Raw genomic sequence first — 18,136 nt, forward strand, 5'->3', positions numbered from 1 at the left:
CTACTCCCCTTCGTCCAGGACGGCGTCGCCGCCCTTGATGTGGCGGGCCGGGTTGAGGCCCTTCTCCATCAGGTCGACCGCCCACAGCATCGACTGCACGCCCTCCAGCTTCGCCAGGCCCGGCGTGGGCCCGAGGCGGAACCCGCCGGGCTGCGGCTTGCCGGACGCCGCGTACGGCAGGAAGTCCAGCGGGCTCTCCCCCGGGGACGGGTAGACGACGCAGTCGGACAGCACCGCGAGCGGGTACAGACCCGTCATCGTGACCATGTTGCGCAGCTTGCGGTGCATGTTGACCCGGGCCTTGCTGATGACGGCGGCGCGGATGTCGGGGCGCCAGGTCGGGCGCTGCATGGCCGGCCACGGGTCGCCGTCCTTGTACTGCTTGCCCTGGGGGCGCTCGCGGAGCTTGCCGACGCCGCCCTTCACGGTCGCCTTGATGGCACCGAGGACGGCGGCCATCGCCGGATCGACCTGCTTGTGCTGCTCCATCGCCGCGAGGAACTGGCGGTCGTCCAGGTCCCGGGTGACACCGAGGTCGGCGAGGGTGTCGACGTAGGCGGTCTTCAGCCGGTCGTGCCACGGGTCCAGGTACGCGCCGGTCTCCCGCCGCAGGTACCCCTCGATCGGAGCGACGTTGAAGCCGAGCTCCTGGGCGTAGGCGATGGTGTGCGTCTGGTACCAGGCAGGTCCCGTCGGACGGCTGCCGTCCGGCGTGAACGGCGAGGGCAGGCGCGGGTCCAGCTCGATGTGGGACAGGTCGATCAGCCAGGAGCCGGGGATCTTCGGGTTGAACGCCGGGGTGTGGAAGTGGTCGGGGGCGGAGAGGCCGACGACCAGGCGTGCGGCGGCGGCGAGGAAGGCGGTGTTGAGGTCCAGGCCGATGGCGAAGGGCAGTGTGCACTCCTCATCGCTGAGCAGGTCCACCGAGCGCACCCACTGGTAGGCCTCTTCGTTGAGGAACCCGCCGGTCCAGCCGCTGTTCACGACCACGGGGTGTTCCGGGGTGGCCTCCGGTGGCGCCGGGTCCATCGGCTCCGACCCCAGCGATCCGGCGTTGTAGCCGGACACCCAGTTCCCGGTTGCCGGGTCCTGCACGGCCTTCGTCGGCGGGCGCAGCGCCGTCATCAGCTCCAGGCCCGAGACGGCGGTGGAGCCGCGCGGGGTGATGACCCGCTGGGCGTACACACCCAGGACGCGGGCGATGTCGGCCGCCTCCATGTCCGCGACGCCGGGCCAGGACCGCTCATCGAGGGCGTCCCAGGACAGGATCGCGAGCTGCACGCACTGCCGCTCACGCCCCTGCGCCTTGCGGTAGATCCGCGCCCACGGGCCGAACCCGCGCTGCGTGAGCTGCCACTTCGCCTTTACCACCTGCTTGACGACCGAGTGGTCCTCGGGCAGGCGCAGGGAGCGGCGCTGCTCGTGGCCCTCCAGGCGTTCCGGCAGCCCGAGCTTCACGGCGGCCGCCGCGGTGAGGACGATCAGCGGATCGCTGTCTTTGCCATGGCGGTTGAGCTTCGCGGCACCGAGGCCGGACTCCTTGAGGGTCCACTCCACTAGCTGCGGGATGGTGGTCGCCGGGCAGTCGAGCACGATGCCGTCGACGCCGTACGCGGACCCGTCTGCGTCCAGCACGGCGAGCGGGCCGTGCGGGAACCGCGCGTCGGCCGCAGGCGCGGCACGCTTCGGCGCCGGTCGGCGTGACGTCGATGCAGCAGACAGGTTGGCGGGGCGCTCGGGCTCCGGAGCGGCCTGGCCGGCCTGGACTGCGGGAGCCTCCACGGCGGCGGGTGCCTGGGTCGCGGCCAGGTTGGAGGACGTCTCCGGGACCGGCTCCGGGCGGGGCGCGGGAGACGGAACGGACGCGACGGCGGGACCTGCCTGGGCGGGGTACTTCGCTGTCCAGCCGTCCAGTAGCCGCTGGTAGGCATCCAGACGCGGCGACTTCGGCTCCGAGCGGCCGTTCTCCCAGTTCTTCACCGACTGGGTCGTCGTCTTCAACGCGGTGGCGAGGCGGGCCTGTGTAATGCCTGCGGCCTCACGCAGCCGGGCACGCTCCGCCGGAGGCGGCAGATGCGGCTCCTCCTCCAACAGAGCGTCGACGGACGCGAACAGCTCTTCCTCAGAAGCCATTCCCTGCCCCTTCACATCAGGACTCGATACTGCTTAGCCAAAAACTTATCCCATTCCTTAACCTTTCCCATTCCAGCGCAGCGAGCGCGGCGAGTTTGTCGACGGTGAGCTTCGCGCGGCGTCCTTCTGGTTCATGATCCACACCCCGAGTTTGACCTCGGCCCCGTCTTCCGCGCGTCTTCTACCGGGTAACGCCGCTGCAGGACCGCGACCGGCTCTGAGTCGGACCACGGGGGCGGCCGTGAGTAGTGCGACGCCGCCCCATTCCCGGCAGGCGACTGCAGCAGTGCGAGGGCGGGGCTTCGCCGTTGGGCGCGCTGCGTGTTGGCGCCGTACCCCGTTCCCCTCGCTGGCCTGGGCCAGGTCGGATGTGGCTGGCACTGGCCCCGGAGGAGTCAGGTGGTGCTGAATTCCGCTACCGCCGCCGTGGCTCGCTGGTCTGCCTCTGCTTGCAGCATCTCCCAGTCGGCGGCTGCCTGGCGTGTTCCCGCCGCGAGGACCGCGGCGCGTACGGCGGTGCGGACATCGCCGGGGCCCACCCGCAGTCCGGCCCTCCTGAGGCTCTGGATTTCCGACAGCGCCTGCGCGGCGGCCTGGTCGACGTCGGGGGCTGCCCCGGCAGACGTGCCGGCAGCGTCCCGGCACAGCACGATGACGTCGATGCGGTTGGGCTCCGCCGCTGCGGTCTTGGAGAGACTGGTCGCCACTTCGGCGATCACGGCGCGGGTGGTGGTGACGGTGAAGCCGGCGTCGGACAGTGACCGCATCAGAGCGCACCAGCCCGTGGTCTGCGACTGGTGGAAGCTGAACAGGAGGCAGCCGCCGGGCTTGAGGACGCGTCGGCACTCGCGCCAGACGCGGGCTGCGGTGGCTTGGAATCCGTCAGGGGCGGCGTTCTGTACTTCTTGGACGGTCCGGGTGCTGGGCATGTCCGGGTAGCCCTGGTAGGGGCGCATGGCGCTGAGCCAGGCGTGGAAGAAGTCGGCCAGTTCCGAGTAGTGGACGTTGTCGACGTAGGGGGGGTCGGTGACGATGAGGTCCACGCTGTTGTCGGGGAGATCCGTTCGCGAGGCGTCGCCGGTGGTGGTGTAGGCCGTTGCGGGATCCCGCACAAACTGTTGCCACGTCGTGCTCAGGGGGCGGGCGACGGGCAGCGAGGACTGGTCGACGGCGAGGATCCGATCGGCCTCGGCCCTGAAGTCCAGCGGGGTGCTCTTGTACTGGGCCGCTTTGTGTAGCCGGGTGAGCGCCCCGGAGAATCCGGCCGATCCCCCTTGGGCGCCCCAGGGGTCTCCTTCGACGCTGCACCGCTCCGGTCGCAGTACGTGGTTGTGGAAGACCGAGCGGACCGGGCCGGTGCCTTCCCCCTTGTAGGAGCAGAACAGATTGTGGTGTTCGACGGTTCTGCCGAACGATGCGATGAGCGCCTCGCGTTCCGCGGAGGCCCCGGGGAGATCGCGCAGCGCCGCGCCGATCAGCCCGAGGCTGTAACGCTGGCGCTCGTTGAAGAACCGCTCCCAGGAGTCGTACCCCCAGCGCAGCGCCTGGACCGTGCTGACGCCTTCCTCCAGCGCGCCGAGCGGACGTACGAGCTCATCGGGGGATGTGTCGGCGAGGGACTTCGCCGCCTTGTCGTACAGGCAGAGGTCGAAGTCGTCGATCGCCCGGTACTCACGCTTGCCGTCGGCGCGCAACACCAACTTCGCGTACATGCGCCGCTCCGGGACGGCGCCGTTCAGCGCACCAATGACAGAGGTGCGGTGCCCGTGACGGCATGTCATGAACCTTCCGCGTGCGGCCCCTTGGAACGGGAAGGTCAGGCCGCAGGCGGGGCAGTGCCCCCTCTCGTCCTTGCTCAGGTCGGTGACGCAGATGCCCCGGCAGCCCGGGCATACGGCCTGGGCGCGGGGGAATCGGCGCGGGTACGCATGGCGGGCGAAGACCCGGGTGGTGAAGAGCTCCACGTCCTCACCGCACTCCGGGCAGTACGCGAGGGCCACCCAGAAGTAGTGCAGGACCGGCTCGTTGGAGACGGTGCGGTGCAGTTCCTGGACGGGACGGGCGCACTTCCTGACGACCTGCCCGAAGAGGTCCGCGAGCACCTCTAGATCCCATGGCTGCAGCGCCTGCCGCTGGGTGAGCGTCGCGACGGGGTTGATGTCGCGGCCGACGACGGCGGCCCCGAGTTTGGCCGCCTCGACAAGGGTGGTGCCCGATCCGGCGAAGGGGTCATAGACGACGAGCCCCCGCAGCCTGGCCGCGGCGTCCGCAACGGAGTCGTCCGGCCCGGACACGGCAGCCAACAGTAAGTGGCGTGCGACGCTGCCCAGGCGCCTCGCCCACCACTTGTGCACGTAGGTCGCGGGCCGGTGCACCTCCTTGCGCCACGACTCGTGCTCGGCGATCAGGCTCCACTCCACTGGCGCCGGCCCGGCCTCGAGGAGTGAGACCGGGGGGAGGCCCGCCCCTGGCTTCTCGTTCATGTGTACGCCCCCGGTGGTCCGAACCCGGATCCACCGCCCTCGGATTGGGCAGGAGCAGGTGACGGCCTGTCAACGTGCGTTACTGTAACGGCAGGTAGTCGGGGGATACCAGGTGGGTGATGGCGCGCGTGACGTATCTGGACTGTCTCGTCCCTCCCGACGCAGACCCGGCCGACTTCTTCGAGCGCGTGCAGGCCCTTCGTATGACGGACCGCGGACGCACCGTCGATCTCGGCCCGCTGGACCGTGCCACCCTGACCCTGCTGTCCCGCGCATTATCGAGTGATCAACGCAGCGTGTACCTGGGCCTCCCGCGCGGGCAACACGACCTGGCCGTGCTGATCGGGATCTACCTCCAGCTCGTACGGCGCGGGGCAGAGCTGACCGGCAAATCACCTTGCCCGGTCCCTGACGGACCGGTGGTCGTCGTCGGACTGCGCACCAACGTCACCGTACGGCTGGCACAGCTCGCGATCGGCAGGCAGAACCTCTCGCGAGCCCTGCGCATGCAGAGAATCCGCGGTGACGGGCGGGTCGTTGACCTCCAAGGAAAGATCACCAGGGCTGTCGACTCGCCCTCGGGGCTGTTCTACCTCAACACCGCGCTCGGCAGGCCCTCACTGGGGACCAGCGTCGGCACTGTCGTCATCGACCGCACCAGCATGGCCAACGACCGGTCCTGGGAGCGCGCGTTGGCCTGGGCGAGCGAGCACGGCGCCGCTCGTGTAGTGGCCGTGGCCGACCTGGGCACTCAGCCGGGCAGCAGCCGGGCCTGGATGCAGTGGCCGTGGACTCCCGCGCTGCGCGTCGACGTGCGGCACACCCTCGGGCACCGCCCCGCATACGGCCCCCTGACCAGCAACGCCCTCCTCGCCCACCGCCCGGCAGCCGCACCAAGCGTGGCGGTATACCGCCACGAGCAGCTCGCCGAGCTATACCGGACGGTCGTGGCGGGTGTGGTCGCAGCACGGCGTGTCCACACGTTGGAGCCCTGGCCGCAGCCGATCGCCGACGCCGTGCGTCTGCTCAACCTGCTGTGGTGCAGCTGGGGTTCGATCGGGAGGCAAGACACCTGGCAGGTACTGATGGGGCGCGGCAGCGGCGCACGGGCGCTGGCCCGGTCGGTGTCCCGCGGGACATTGGAGGGCCGGGCCGGGCCGTGGGGGCTGTTCCGCGAGACCCAATGGCCCGACCTTCGGCGCGGCGTGCTGAACCTGTATGAACTGCTGTACGACGGCAACCCGCGCTGGGATCTACTGCTCGCGCTGATCGATTGGGCGCGGGCCGACCGGGCAGGCGTCCCCGTTCTCGTCCGCACCCGCTCCCGCTCTGCCGCCGCAGCTGTCGCCGAGGAACTGGCCGACGCACTCGGCGGTGATGCCGATTCCCTGCTGCTCGCCCCCCGGCCCGGGCCCGTCGCCGGGGCAACCGGTGCGCTGCACGTGATGCCCTATACGGAACGCCTGGCCTGGGACCCCTCGCCGAGGTTCGAGCTTCACCTCGGTGTCCCCTCGACCTTGCGCACCGGCGTGCTGTTCTCCGGTGCTGCCGATGAACACGTCGCCGTGGTGGAGCAGAGCGAGTACACGTGGCTGGAGCGTTCGGCCGGCCGCGCGCTGCACGACTGGCACGAGCAGATACGCCAGACTGCCGCGGTGCTGCGGCTGGGCGAGGTACCGGAGCCGGCGACGCCCCCGCTGCCCGTCGCGTACGGCCCCGTCGACTTCTCCGGACCGTCCTCCGCACCAGACGATTCGCCCCAGCGTGACAGCCGACTCGCCCTCGATCTCTCGGCTCTCTTCGAGGACTACGACGCCCCGGCCAGGGCCATCAGCACCCCGGCGGCCCCCGGCCGCGGTGCCACAGCGGTGGCGGCGGACGGCCCGGTGCCGGCCACGGCCGTGCTCACCGAGCCCGAAGGGGCGGTGCTCTGGCTGCGCAGTGACGAGCAGGTCGATGTCCTCATCGGCCAGCGCTACGCCAGGGTGCCCGTGGCCGCGCTCACCCCCGGCAGCCGGCTCCTGCGCGCACGCGGCGACGGGCAGTCCAGACTCCACGACCGGCTCGTCATGGTGATGCACGACAGCGCCGAGGTGACCGCCATGGACACGATGATCGGCTTCTTCCGCCAGGCCATCATCGCCGTGCACGAGCAGCGAGGGTCGTGGCCAAACGTGCTCACCGCCCTGAAGAACCTCGGGAGCGAGGTCTCGTCATGGCAGGCGGTGAGTAAATGGGCCGACGGCAGCGTCATCGCCCCGGAGGACCCGCAAGACATCCACCGGGTTGCCCTGCTGGCCCGGGACACCCGGCTGACCTCGGGAGGCACGTGGCAGCGCCTGGCTCGCATGGCGGAGGAACTACGCCGCTTACACCGGGCGCTGGGCCACACCGCGGCTGCAGCGATGACCGAGGCCGTACGGGGCACGGAAGGCCCCGCCCTTCGCCAGCTAAAGACACTGTGCTCCGGGATCGACGTCTCGGAGGTCCTTGAGGAGTTCGACCTGGTCGTCGTCCGCCGCGTCGGCGGCCAGAAGAGCGTGTCCGCGTCCGCCCTGGACCGCGCGCCAGGTCCCCGCAGCGCAAGCAGCTCACCACAGGAGGCGCCGTGAACGATGCCCGCAACAACCCGCTGGCGCCGCACCCCGACAGTGCTGCGGACAACCAGCGGGAGACGGTGCTGATCGACCACCTGACGCAGGTCCTCGCCGACAGGCTCGCCGACCGCAGCGGTGCCCCGCACAAACCCCCGTGGACACCACGCGACCACGTGGTCGTCGGAGTGCTGCCCGCCGCCGTGGTCCCGCCGCGACACCTGCTGGCACCAGACGAGGCGACGGCCGACCCGAGCCGGCCCGTCGAATCCCTGCGCGGCACACAGACGCCCCCGGTCCTGGCACTCGACTTCCGGGTGCGTACCATCCCCGGCCGCAGGACCGCACAACTCGCCGTCCACTGCCGATTCGCCCTGTACCTGGAGGACATTGCCAGTTACACCGAGCACAGGGAGTACCTGCGCGGCGATGAAGACCCATCCGGCGCACAGACCCGGCCGGGAGAGCTGCTGGGCGTCTGGCGCCGCCACGACGTCCACGTGCCCGACCTGGTCATCGAAGTGCCGCTAGGAGAAGGCGACGTCGATCCGCACGCGTTCAGCGAGGCCCAGCAGGTGCTGGACCGGGCGGTCCGCCGCGCGGTGGACACGCACTTCGCCGGATCCGATGCCCGTCGCCCGCTCACCGCAGGGCCGCAGAGCCGCCAGGGCCGACGCAGGCGCAACGTGCTCCCCGCGGAGGCCATGGCCGACGAGGAGACCTTCCACCGCCACGTCGCGGCACTGCTGGACCGCGACGCAACCCCTTGCGCACCCCAGCTGGTGCTGTCCGCGCACGCCCAAGCCCTGGACGGCGGCGACCACCTCATACGCGTCTCCCTGCACAACCAAAGCGACACGGCGCAGAGCGACTGGCAAGACCTCTCCGTGTACGACTGCCGCTTCGCGGTCCTGCCCGGAGACGGCATCAGCATCGTGCCCCAGCGCTTCCACCTCGCCCCCCGCGACTACCGGCTGGAGGCGCTGGCGGAGGTGATCGGCCGCGGCACCGGCTGCGCAGCAGTCCCCCATGGCAGCGGCCTGCGGACCGAGACCCTGCCCGTCCACGTCCAACGCACTGTCGTGCCCCGCCAAGCCGGGGTGCGGCACCCGCAGTGGCGTGAGCTCGCCGACGACCCGGCCCCGATCCTGGACTCCGTCGAAGTCGCGATGGCCCGCTACTCCCGGGAGTTCGCCGCCGCCTGCCGTGCCGCCCAACAGCTGCCGCACCACAAGGCCATCGAAGCCGACCGCGCCCAGTTCGACGACGAGGCTAAGCGGTTCGGCCTCGGCCGCGAATGCCTGGACCTGGACCCGGACCTCAAACGTGCCTTCCAGCTCGCCAACGAGGTCTTCGCCCGTGTCAACGAAGGCCGCACGTACGACAGTTGGCGGCTCTTCCAACTGGTCTACATCGTCTCCCACCTGCCGGCCCTCGCCGTGCGCGAGCACCCGCAGCGTGCGGACCTGCGCGCTGAACTCGACCACACCGACGTACTGTGGTTCCCCGCGGGTGGGGGGAAGACCGAGGCGTACCTGGGGTTGATCCTCACGGCCCTGTTCTACGACCGGCTGCGAGGCAAGCACGCAGGGGTCACCGCCTGGCTGCGCTTCCCGCTGCGCATGCTCAGCGTGCAGCAACTCGACCGCACCCTGCGCATGCTGATCGCCGCCGAGGGACTTCGCGTCGAACGTCGGATCGGATCCCCCCACGACGACCCCTTCGCGCTCGGCTACCTGGCGGGCGGGGCGGGCAGTCCCAACGACCTCCACTGGGAGCGGGGCTGGTGGCGCGGCTGGGAGACCGAGGCCGCCGCCACCCGGGCGGGGACCTTCGCCGAAGACCACCTGCGCGACCGGCTCGTGATCACCTGTCCCTACTGTGAGCGCGACAGCGTACGGCTGCGCCTGGACACCGACGCGGTCCGCCTGCATCACGAGTGCGCCGCCTGCCAGCGGATCCTGCCCCTGCACGTGAGCGACGTCGAGGTTTACCGCACCCTGCCGGCGATCGTCATCTCCACCGTCGACAAACTCACCGGGCACAGCTGGTTCCCCGAGTTCACCGCGTTCCATCACGGACCGAGACATCGCTGCGCCGAGCATGGCTACTTCTCCTTCCCGCGTATTGGAGCCTGCCTGGCCGGACCGAGCCACTGCACCGCGCCGAAGGGCGGCTACCCGACGGCCCGCCCGATCAAGGACCCGGTACCGGCACTGACGGTTCAGGACGAGATGCACCTCCTCAAGGAGGAGCTCGGCGCGTTCAACGCGCACTACGAAGGCCTGATCGCCGAACTCCAGTCAGGAGCAGGCAGCGGTCTGCCCAGCAAAGTACTGGGCGCCTCCGCCACCATCGAGCAGTACCAGGACCAGCTCCGCCAGCTCTACGGCCGCCGTCCCCGCGCCTTCCCCGCACCGGGATGGACACTCGGCGAGAGCTTCTACACCACCACCCGGCCCGACTTCCGGCGCGTTCACATCGGAGTGCTCCCGCACAAGCGCCGCAAAGCCGACGTCGCCGCGATCGTGCAGGGCGAGCTCCTCACCGAGATCGCCCGGCTCCAGGAGGAGCCCAAGGCCCTGCGCGAGCGCCTCGCCCTGCACGGGCTGCCCGACTCGGACCTCCCACGGCTCCTCTTCCCCTACGAGGTCTCCTTGGCCTATGTGAACAGCAAGCAGCACGGCACCCAGCTCGACGAGGAGCTCGGCCAGCTCTCCGACGACCTGCAGCACGCTGGCCTCGACCGCGTCGAGCACGCGGTGCTCACCGGCGAAGTCCCGGTTCCCGACCTCGCGGCGGCCATCGCCCGGGTCCAACGCGAGCACCTGGACACACCACGAGGAGAGCGGCTGCGTGCCCTGGTCGGCACCAGCGTGCTCAGCCACGGGGTGGACCTAGAGCGCCTCAACCTCCTGGTCCTGGCCGGCATGCCGCCGACCGCCGCCGACTACATCCAGGTCACCGCCCGGGCCGGGCGAACCCACGCAGGCCTCGTCGTCACCGTCTACGACCCCGTCTCGCGCCGCGAACGCTCCATGTTCTCCAACTTCCTGAGCTACCACCGCCTGCTCGACCGCATGGTCACCCCCGTGCCCGTCAACAAGTACGCCTACTTCGCAGCCCGGCGCACCCTGCCCGGCATCGTGCTGGCGCTGCTCCACGACGCCGCCCGCGACCCCGCGCTGAAGCCACCACCGGAAGGGGCTGACTACTCCAAAGACTTCAAGCGCTGGTGGAGCGCCCAACGACCACTCCTCGACCCCTGGCTGGAACGACGCATCCCCGCCTGCTATCGCGAGCGCGTGGCGGGCGTAAACGGGCGCGGACTGGAGAACGACCTCGTTGAGCGGATCATGGAGACCTGGCGGCAGGAGGAACGGCCCAACCTCAACAAGGGCGCAGAGGAAAGGCGCACCGCCTACCTCTTCCTCCAACAGCCGCTCACCAGCTTCCGCGACATCGACAAGAGCACATCGTTCCAGTCACTGACCAGCAGCCAGGACGCCTTCAAAGCGCTCGCCACCAACACCGCCGACAGCAAGGGGGGCGAGGATGAACCGCAGCCGTAGCCAGGCCATGACCGCCTTCCTGCCCGGTGCCGTCTTCCGCCACGAGCAGCGGCTGCGAGGCAGGGTCCAGGCAGTCGACGGGGACGTGGTCAAGAAGCTCAACGAAGACGTCATCTACGACGAGATCTCCCGCTACCTAGAGCGCTGGAGCGAGGACGCCAGAGCCGCCCTGCCCGTGCCGCAGGGCCGATTGCGGCAGAACTTCGTCCTGGTCAGTCCCGACCTCGTCCGCTTCGAGGTGTTCCCGCTCGTCCTCGAATGCGTCCGCCGCTCCTGCCGCCGCGTGCGCACGTACATGAAAGCCCAGCAACTCGCGGCTGACCCCCGGTGCCGCACCTGCGGCGCACAGCTGCGGCAGCTCCCGTACTTCAACGCGCACAACTGCGGACGCGTCCGCCCCATGTACGTGCCCAAGTGCCGTGTTCCCGCGCACGGCTACGACCACATCGTGTTCGAGAACACGGGAAGCTTCGTCACCGCCCTCTGGCGCTGCGTCGGCCCAGGCTGCGGCGGAGTGAAGCTCCAGGGGACATCGCAGTCCCCTTGCGGCTGCGAATGGAAGGACGCCGCCGGCCGCGCCATGATGCGTGCAAGGACGTTCAACGACACCCGCGCCTACCAGGTCCATGCCCTGCAGCTCGTCAACATCGACAACTCCGAGTTCCGGCAGTACCAGCGCCATCCCCAGCGCGGCCGGATCGCGGCCGCCCACTATCTGAATCTGATTGGCTCCCTCGCCCAGGGCATCGGCGATGCCTCCCACGGAGTCACGGTGACGCGCCTGTCCCCGCAGGAATGGCAACAGAGAGAAGAGCAACTGCGCCAGATCCACATGGGGGAGGAGGAGATTGAGCAGCTCCGCAGAGTGATGGGCCCCGAGGAGAGCGGCCTGGCTGCTCTGCCGAACACGGACGCCGACAACGCGCGGTGGGAGCTGCTCGGTGCAGACCGCCCCTTCGTGGAACGCGCAGCCGTCTTCGACCCCGCTCAGATCCAGCGCATCACCCTCGACGACCAGTGTGCGCGCTTCGCCGAGCTCCAGGACCGGCTGGCCCAGCAGACCACGGAGCGCGCCCGCGAGCAGGCCCGCACCCTGGGGATTGCAGAGATCGCGGTCACCTGGGAGTTTCCCGTAGCCCGAGTTGCCTTCGGCTACACCAGAGAGGAGCACGAGCCCGAGCGGGGCGTCTTGACCGGCTTCCACAACAAGTACCACCACGACGGGAAGTACCCGGTCTACGTCGCAGCATCCGACACTGAAGCCCTCCTGGTCACCTTCTCTGCACGTTCCGTCCTATCGTTCCTGATCGCCAAAGGACTCGCCGTCGGGGCGGCCGAAGACGAATCGGCGGCCCGCCAGCGGCTGCTGGAACTGTTCACGGATCAGGATGATCCGGAAGCCGTCCGCGCGGCAGCAACCGTACACACGGTCATCCACACCCTCGGCCACCTCCTGCTTCGGTCCCTGGACGACGGCCAAGTAGGACTGGCCGAGAACACGCTCGCCGAATGGGTCGTCACGAAGGCGCTCACCGTCGCCATCTACGCCGACAACGTCCGTGAATTCACTCTCGGATCACTGTGGACCCTGCTCAGCAACCGCGTGCTCAGCTGGCTGGAGAGCACCGCAGACTCGGTGCTCAGCTGCGAGAACGACCCGCTGTGCCATCAGTCCTCACCACGGTGCTGCGAACGCTGCGTCTACCTCACGTTCGGCTGCCGGCTATTCAACGACGACCTCGACCGGGGCCTTGCCGCAGAGTTCCTCCGCCACACGGCCGCCTCGAGCCACACATGACCGACGAACTGCGACCGCTGGTCCCGCTCGCCCAGCTACTGGAGCGCCTCGCGGGCAGCTACGCGGCAGCCGCCGAATGGACACGGGAGGTCGCCAGAGCCGACACCCTTGACGCCCTCCGTGTGCACGGGGTCGCAGACGATTACGCTACCGCCGTACGCCAGCTCGCCGCCGAGTGCGGCCTACTGGTCTCAGGCCGGAACACAGGGCTCGTCCCTGCCCGCCTCTCTCAACTCCAGGTGCTCCTGGACGTCCTGGACGGCCTTGACCCACCGCCTGCAGCACCACCATCCGAGCGCCCTCTGGTGTTCACCACCCCCCGAGCCGCCGCCCACCTGGTAGCGCCCCCCGTCCGACGCCTGGACCTGTTAGTCCAGGACGTCATCGCCGGGGCCAACAGCGAACTCCACATCGGCGGCCCCTTCTGGAACCGCCACGGCTGCGACCTGCTGCGCGAGGTTTTGCTGCCCGCTGTCGCCGAGCGTCAGGTCGCCGTCCACTTCTACGCCCACGACCCGAGCAGCCGGGCCCAACCCCTGAACGATCTCGTCAAAGACTGCGCCGACTACGGAAGAACGTCCTTGTACTGGTGGACCGGGGCCAACCCCGGCATCATGCACGCCAAGTTCGTAGTCGCCGACCGCGCCACTGGCTATTTCGGCAGCGCGAACCTGTCCTCCCTCGGTCTTCAAGAGCACTTCGAGATAGGCATGGAACTGGGAAGCACCCAGGCATCCTCACTGGTGGACTTGTGCACCCGGCTCCGCCAGGAAGGCTTCTTCGCCCAGGTCACCGAGGGGCCGGGACGCGCACCCGGCCCGCTCGTCCTCGTGGAGACCGCCGACGGGAAACGTCGCTTCGGCCAGTTGCGATCCTGGCACACTACGAGGGACGGCCGCCGTGAAGCGGATGTGTTGTGCCGCCTCTCGGATGACGCTCCGCGGCCAGCCAGAGTCCGCGTCGATGAGAGCCGTATCCGGCTCTTTCCCGGGGTCGATTACGCCAACGTGCCGGCAGACGGCGCCTGTGCAGGCGGCGGCGAAACCGGATCCACCGGGTAATTCCTGACACGAGACGAACGGCCCGCTGCCTACCGCTCGTTTCAGGGGCCGAGCTGGGCGGTTGCGGCGTAGATCTCCTTCTGTGCGAAAGGCATCGGCTTCTTGACCGTGCCCGCTCCGAATTCATCGGAGTGGGCACAACAATCGTGTGGCCCCGGTGCTTCAGGCCCAGTTCGACTACTTGAGCTCCTTGTCCGTCAGGAGCAGGAAGTCGACAGCGCAGCCGATGCGTTTGTGAAGGTCAGCGAGGGTGTACCAGGAGCTCGGGTTCAGAGCGGAAAGGTCAGGCTGGTCGATCAGTCCGTACTGGACGCGGCGGTGGTGGGCGCCAAGTCCCTGAAAGACCCACGGCACCAGCTTGACCATGCGGACGTCCGTTGCCCCCGCTGTGGTGAACCACCCGTCTGAGATGGGGAAGAAGTGGTCGAAGGCTTCGAGCGCCGTCGGGATCTCGTCGACCGGGATGCTGGAGTACTTCGACATCCAATCGAACTCCTGCTCCTTCCGGTCTTCAAGGTAAAACCCTCCCCAGCCCCACAGAAACTGCTGCCAGAAGGTCGCGTAGCGTCGGAAGCTCGGCTGCTCCCGCAGCCACTCCATGCCGGTGTGGAAGGTCGAAGGGAGGGTGTGGTAAGTCAGCCCTTGGAAGATGAAAACCCCTCGGTCCTCCGACATATTGAACTCCGGCGCGCCGTCGGGGTGTGCGAGCGCGTAGTCGACGGCGGCCTTGAGGATGGCCAGGCGGGCACGATGCTCGAGGTATGTGCATGCCTGCAACTCCGGATACTTCCCCCTGAGCATCGCCTGGTAGCTCGGGCTGCTGGCGGGCGCCGACTGTGGGTCAAACGTGCCTCCATCGAGTTCATGCGCATAGCCGCGCGTCAACTGTGGATGCTCCTGGTACGCCTCGTACAGCATCGCCACAGACTCTTCGGGAGCCCGCGCGAGGAAGGTGCCGTTGTTGATCTGGCGATGGTAGGTCTTCGCCGACCTGGCGCCCTGCTCGCCCTTCTTCGCCCGCTCATGAATGAGATGGACGAACTTACGCTCCACCCCGTACGAGAACCGCCACAGGTCGATGAGCTCCGGCTCCACGAAGGTGCCGAAGCCCTTTTCCGAGAACTGTTTTGGAGCGGCCTGGAAGTCGTTGAAGCAGATGACCTCAAGCCCCAGAGGGCCCATTCGGGTGGGGGCTGTCTCGCGGTCGTCCCAACGGGTGTGGAAGAAGGCGCCCTGGTGGATCTTCAGGTACTGCATCCAACCGACGACCTTGAAGAGTTCCGTGTACCCCCATTTGCCACCTTTGACTTCAATGAGCCGCCGCGGGGCTTGCTCATCCGCGTAATCAGTGGTGACGATGTCGAGCTCAAGGAGGTCAGCAGGATCGGACTCCACAATCTGCTTCTCTACAAAGTGGCTCGATGCTTGGAAAAGCGCGGCAATGTAATCCTCGAGTTCCTCACCGGCCCCGGGGATCTCCGGCAGCTTCACAACCTTCTTGCTCATCCGCAGCCCTCTCTATGCCGAGCGACCATACCTGCGCGATCACAGGGCGGCCACGTGTTTCCAATGGCCAGCTCACGGCAACGTCACACCACCGCCCAGTTGAGCCCGAGGTCGGCGAGTGCGGCGAGTTTGTCGCTGCTGAGCTTCGCGCGCCGAGTCTTGGTGTTGGACAGGAACACCCCGAGCTTCACCTCCGACCCGTCCGGCAACACCTCTACGTGCCCCCGTGGGACGGTCACGGAGCCGGTGCGGGTCTTGTACTGCGCGAGGGCCGCCACGCCCTTCTCGAAGGCCCCTGAGGGCGTCATGGAGGGCTTCGCGGGCATCTGCGGTTCCGGGGTGAGCGGTGTGATGCCGAGCTGTTCCAGTCGTTCGCGCTGCCGAGCCGTCAGTTTCGTCCAAGTGGCGTGTTGGCGTTGCTTGTTGAGCCATCGTCCGATGTCCATGCCGTGGACGGTGAGGCCGGGCAGGACATCGGGTCCGCCGGTTTGGCTGTCTTCGTCGCGTACGAGTTCGCGGAGTGCGGCGTAGTGGCGTTGCCAGTCGGCCGGCCACGACGGGTTCCAGTCCTCGTCCACGGCTTCCAGCGCCGTCTTCCACTCGGGGTGGTCGTCCAGCGCGCCGGGACGCCGCAAATTCGCGAGCCACATCCCCAACGGCCTGTCCAGCATGGCCGCCGTGCGGGGGGCGCAGAGTGTCCAGTGTTGGTCGTAGTACGCCTTGGCGGCTTCCAGGTTCTCCTGGAACCGCTCATCCGCTACGGACCAGACCATGCCGAGCCGCTCCAGGCGCTGCGCGCGCTGCCCGTTCATCTCCCCGGCTGCGTAGGCGCGTCGTTGTTCTGCGACCCATTGTCCAAGTGGTGTCGCGCCCTCTCGGTGTCCGTAGGGCACCCTCGCGTTCCCGACCCGTTCGACGTACGTCTTCAGCTTCGCCCAGCCGCGGGCCCAGTCCTGACGTTCGGTGTCGATCAGGTTGAAGGACACCCAGTCCGCGACCATCACCGGATCACGCGGAGCGGCAAAGCGGAGCAGCAGGCGGGCTTCTTCTTCGCCTTCTTCCGGCGCGACACCGATGTTCACAGACGGCTGCGCCACATCCTTCTGCGGTTCCTGGGGGATGGCGAGCAGTTCCACGGCCTCTTCGTCGTGGGCCCGCAGCCCTTCCAGGACTTTCACCAAAGGCTTGTATGAGCCGGAGGTGAACATGTCCTCGGGCTGTTCTCCCGGCTGGAGGAAGACGGGCACGATCAGGGAGGCGAGCTTGCCCTGCCCGGGCTTCTGCCGCAGTGCCCGGCCGATGGCCTGGACGATGTCGTGCGGCGCCCCCTTGGGGTCCAACAGGGCAACCGAATCCACGCTTCGAATATCGACACCCTCACCCAACACACGACAATTCGAGAGCACGGCCCGCTGCGCCGTCGACCCGAACGAACCCAGCACTTCCCGCCGGCGCTCGGGGACGTGCTCGCCGCACAGCCAGTCCGCCCAGACCCCAGCGGGGTACGTCTCCGGCCGATCCGCGTGCAGCTTGGCGGCCACGCGCTCTAGGCCCTCCGCGTACGCCTGCGCCTCGATCGTCCGGTGATGGAAGGTGATGCACGTCTGCAGATTGTGCTGCGCCATCGTGTGCAGCAACGCGGCCTGCAGGGCTCCCAGTCGCTGCCCGCGCACTTCCTCGCTGCGCCGCTCCTCGCCCATCAGCCGTTCCGGGGTGACGACCGGGTCCTGGAGCTCCAGGACGATGATCTGATACCGCGCCAGCAACCCCCGGGAGACGGCAGAGGCGAGCGAGAGTTTGTACAGGACGGGACCGAAGACCTTCTCGTCGTCCATGGACGCTGCCATCTCCCGCGGCAGCGGGTCCCGCACCCCCTCGGCAACCTCTCGGTTGAGCCGCTCTTCCCAGATCCGCGGCGTGGCCGTCAGGTACAGCCGCCGGTGTGCCGGGATCACGGTCTGGTCGTGGACGTCCGCCCACGCCTTACCCATCGACCCAGAAGTCCGGTGCGCCTCATCAACCAACGCCAGGTCCACCGGTGCCAGTTGCTGTCCGTAGACGCCCTCGAAAGCCTCGGCCAGGACACCCAGGCTGGCGTACGTCGCATAGATCGTCACAGGACCCTGCCCGTGCCACAGCGCCAGCTGCACAGGGTTCGTGGTCGAACGCACCCGAAGGTCCCACAGCTCCGGGTCGTCCTGCAGCGAACACACTGCCACCGCCGGCCCCTTGTGCCCGAAGTCGTGCCACGCCTTCACCGTCTGCGCCAGAAGATCCAGCGTCGGCACCAGCACGAGAACGCGCCCCTTGGGCACAAGCCGCTTCGCCGACGCCGCCGCAATGATGGTCTTCCCCGTGCCACACGCGGCGTGCACCTGCCCGCGCAGGCCATGGAAGGGAATGCCGCCCTGCGGGATGTCGAGACCGCGCACAATGGCGGAGACAGCCTCGGTCTGGTGGTCACGCAGTTTCACGGCCATTTCCGTGTTCTCCTTTTAGCGGAATACGACGCGCAATCAGAAAGGGGAAAACCCGGAGCGGTTGAGAGGTCCGGGGGTGGTGCTGTCTGATACCAGACTCTACACAGTGCATCATCGTGATGCATCTATCTTGAGTCAACTTTCATCCTCAGAAGTGATACACCGTCGAACCCTACCCCATCGCGGCGAGTTTCAGTGTAGCCTGGCAGGACATTCGCGAACCATGCAGTTGACAGATTCGGGAGTGGGGGAGGGGTTCGGGTGGAGCGCAGCGGAGCCCGTCACTGCGGTGAGGCCGGCACCTGTCGACCTGACAGTCCGTCACTTCCGCTGTAGGGGAGATGGCTGGGATTCCCAGTCGCTACACAGGCCCGCACGTGATGCACCGCCCCTTGCTGCCAGCCCGGGCGACCGCGCTTGCGCGGGTGCCTCCAATTCGCGCTTGCGCGAATTGACTTCCTTTCGGAATTCCGTTTACGGAATTCCATTTCCACGTTTACGCGAGAATT

At 68.3% G+C, this 18,136-nt stretch carries 8 protein-coding genes; 4 read left to right on the forward strand and 4 right to left on the reverse strand.

Going from position 1 to position 18,136, the window contains the following annotated elements; all coding sequences use genetic code 11:
* Complete coding sequence (tap, locus tag OG407_RS50055; RefSeq protein ID WP_405853766.1) at positions 1 to 2,133, reverse strand: telomere-associated protein Tap; 2,133 nt, start codon at positions 2,131 to 2,133, stop codon at positions 1 to 3.
* A gap of 395 nt (positions 2,134 to 2,528) precedes the next feature.
* Entirely contained in the window at positions 2,529 to 4,616 is a 2,088-nt protein-coding gene (locus tag OG407_RS50060) for a DNA methyltransferase (protein ID WP_405853764.1), read from the reverse strand.
* A gap of 119 nt (positions 4,617 to 4,735) precedes the next feature.
* Here OG407_RS50060 and OG407_RS50065 point away from each other — a divergent pair, with 119 nt between their 5' ends.
* The 4 genes from OG407_RS50065 to OG407_RS50080 are packed head-to-tail and all read left to right on the forward strand — an operon-like array spanning position 4,736 to position 13,641.
* Positions 4,736 to 7,228 carry a hypothetical protein gene (locus OG407_RS50065; RefSeq protein ID WP_405853762.1) on the forward strand — a complete coding sequence of 831 codons (2,493 nt, stop codon included), beginning with the start codon at positions 4,736 to 4,738 and terminating at the stop codon, positions 7,226 to 7,228.
* Positions 7,225 to 10,782, forward strand: coding sequence for a helicase-related protein (locus OG407_RS50070; RefSeq protein ID WP_405853760.1), 3,558 nt, complete (start codon positions 7,225 to 7,227; stop codon positions 10,780 to 10,782). Before OG407_RS50065 ends, OG407_RS50070 begins: the two co-directional genes overlap by 4 nt.
* Positions 10,766 to 12,580: a hypothetical protein gene (locus OG407_RS50075; protein WP_405853758.1), complete on the forward strand. Its 1,815-nt coding sequence runs from the start codon at positions 10,766 to 10,768 to the stop codon at positions 12,578 to 12,580. Before OG407_RS50070 ends, OG407_RS50075 begins: the two co-directional genes overlap by 17 nt.
* Positions 12,577 to 13,641: a phospholipase D-like domain-containing protein gene (locus tag OG407_RS50080; protein WP_405853756.1), complete on the forward strand. Its 1,065-nt coding sequence runs from the start codon at positions 12,577 to 12,579 to the stop codon at positions 13,639 to 13,641. The genes OG407_RS50075 and OG407_RS50080 overlap by 4 nt, the downstream gene beginning before the upstream one ends.
* 177 nt (positions 13,642 to 13,818) lie before the next feature.
* Here OG407_RS50080 and OG407_RS50085 read toward each other — a convergent pair whose 3' ends face one another.
* Both OG407_RS50085 and OG407_RS50090 read right to left on the reverse strand, forming a co-directional pair.
* Positions 13,819 to 15,147 (reverse strand): hypothetical protein, encoded by a 1,329-nt coding sequence (locus OG407_RS50085; RefSeq protein WP_405853754.1) that lies wholly within the window; start codon positions 15,145 to 15,147, stop codon positions 13,819 to 13,821.
* Between the two features lie 83 nt (positions 15,148 to 15,230).
* A complete protein-coding gene (locus OG407_RS50090; protein ID WP_405853752.1) occupies positions 15,231 to 17,627 on the reverse strand; it encodes a Helicase associated domain protein in 2,397 nt (798 codons plus the stop codon).
* Between the last annotated feature and the right edge of the window lie 509 nt (positions 17,628 to 18,136).

This window comes from Streptomyces sp. NBC_01515 (assembly GCF_045040345.1).
Lineage (GTDB): Bacteria > Actinomycetota > Actinomycetes > Streptomycetales > Streptomycetaceae > Streptomyces.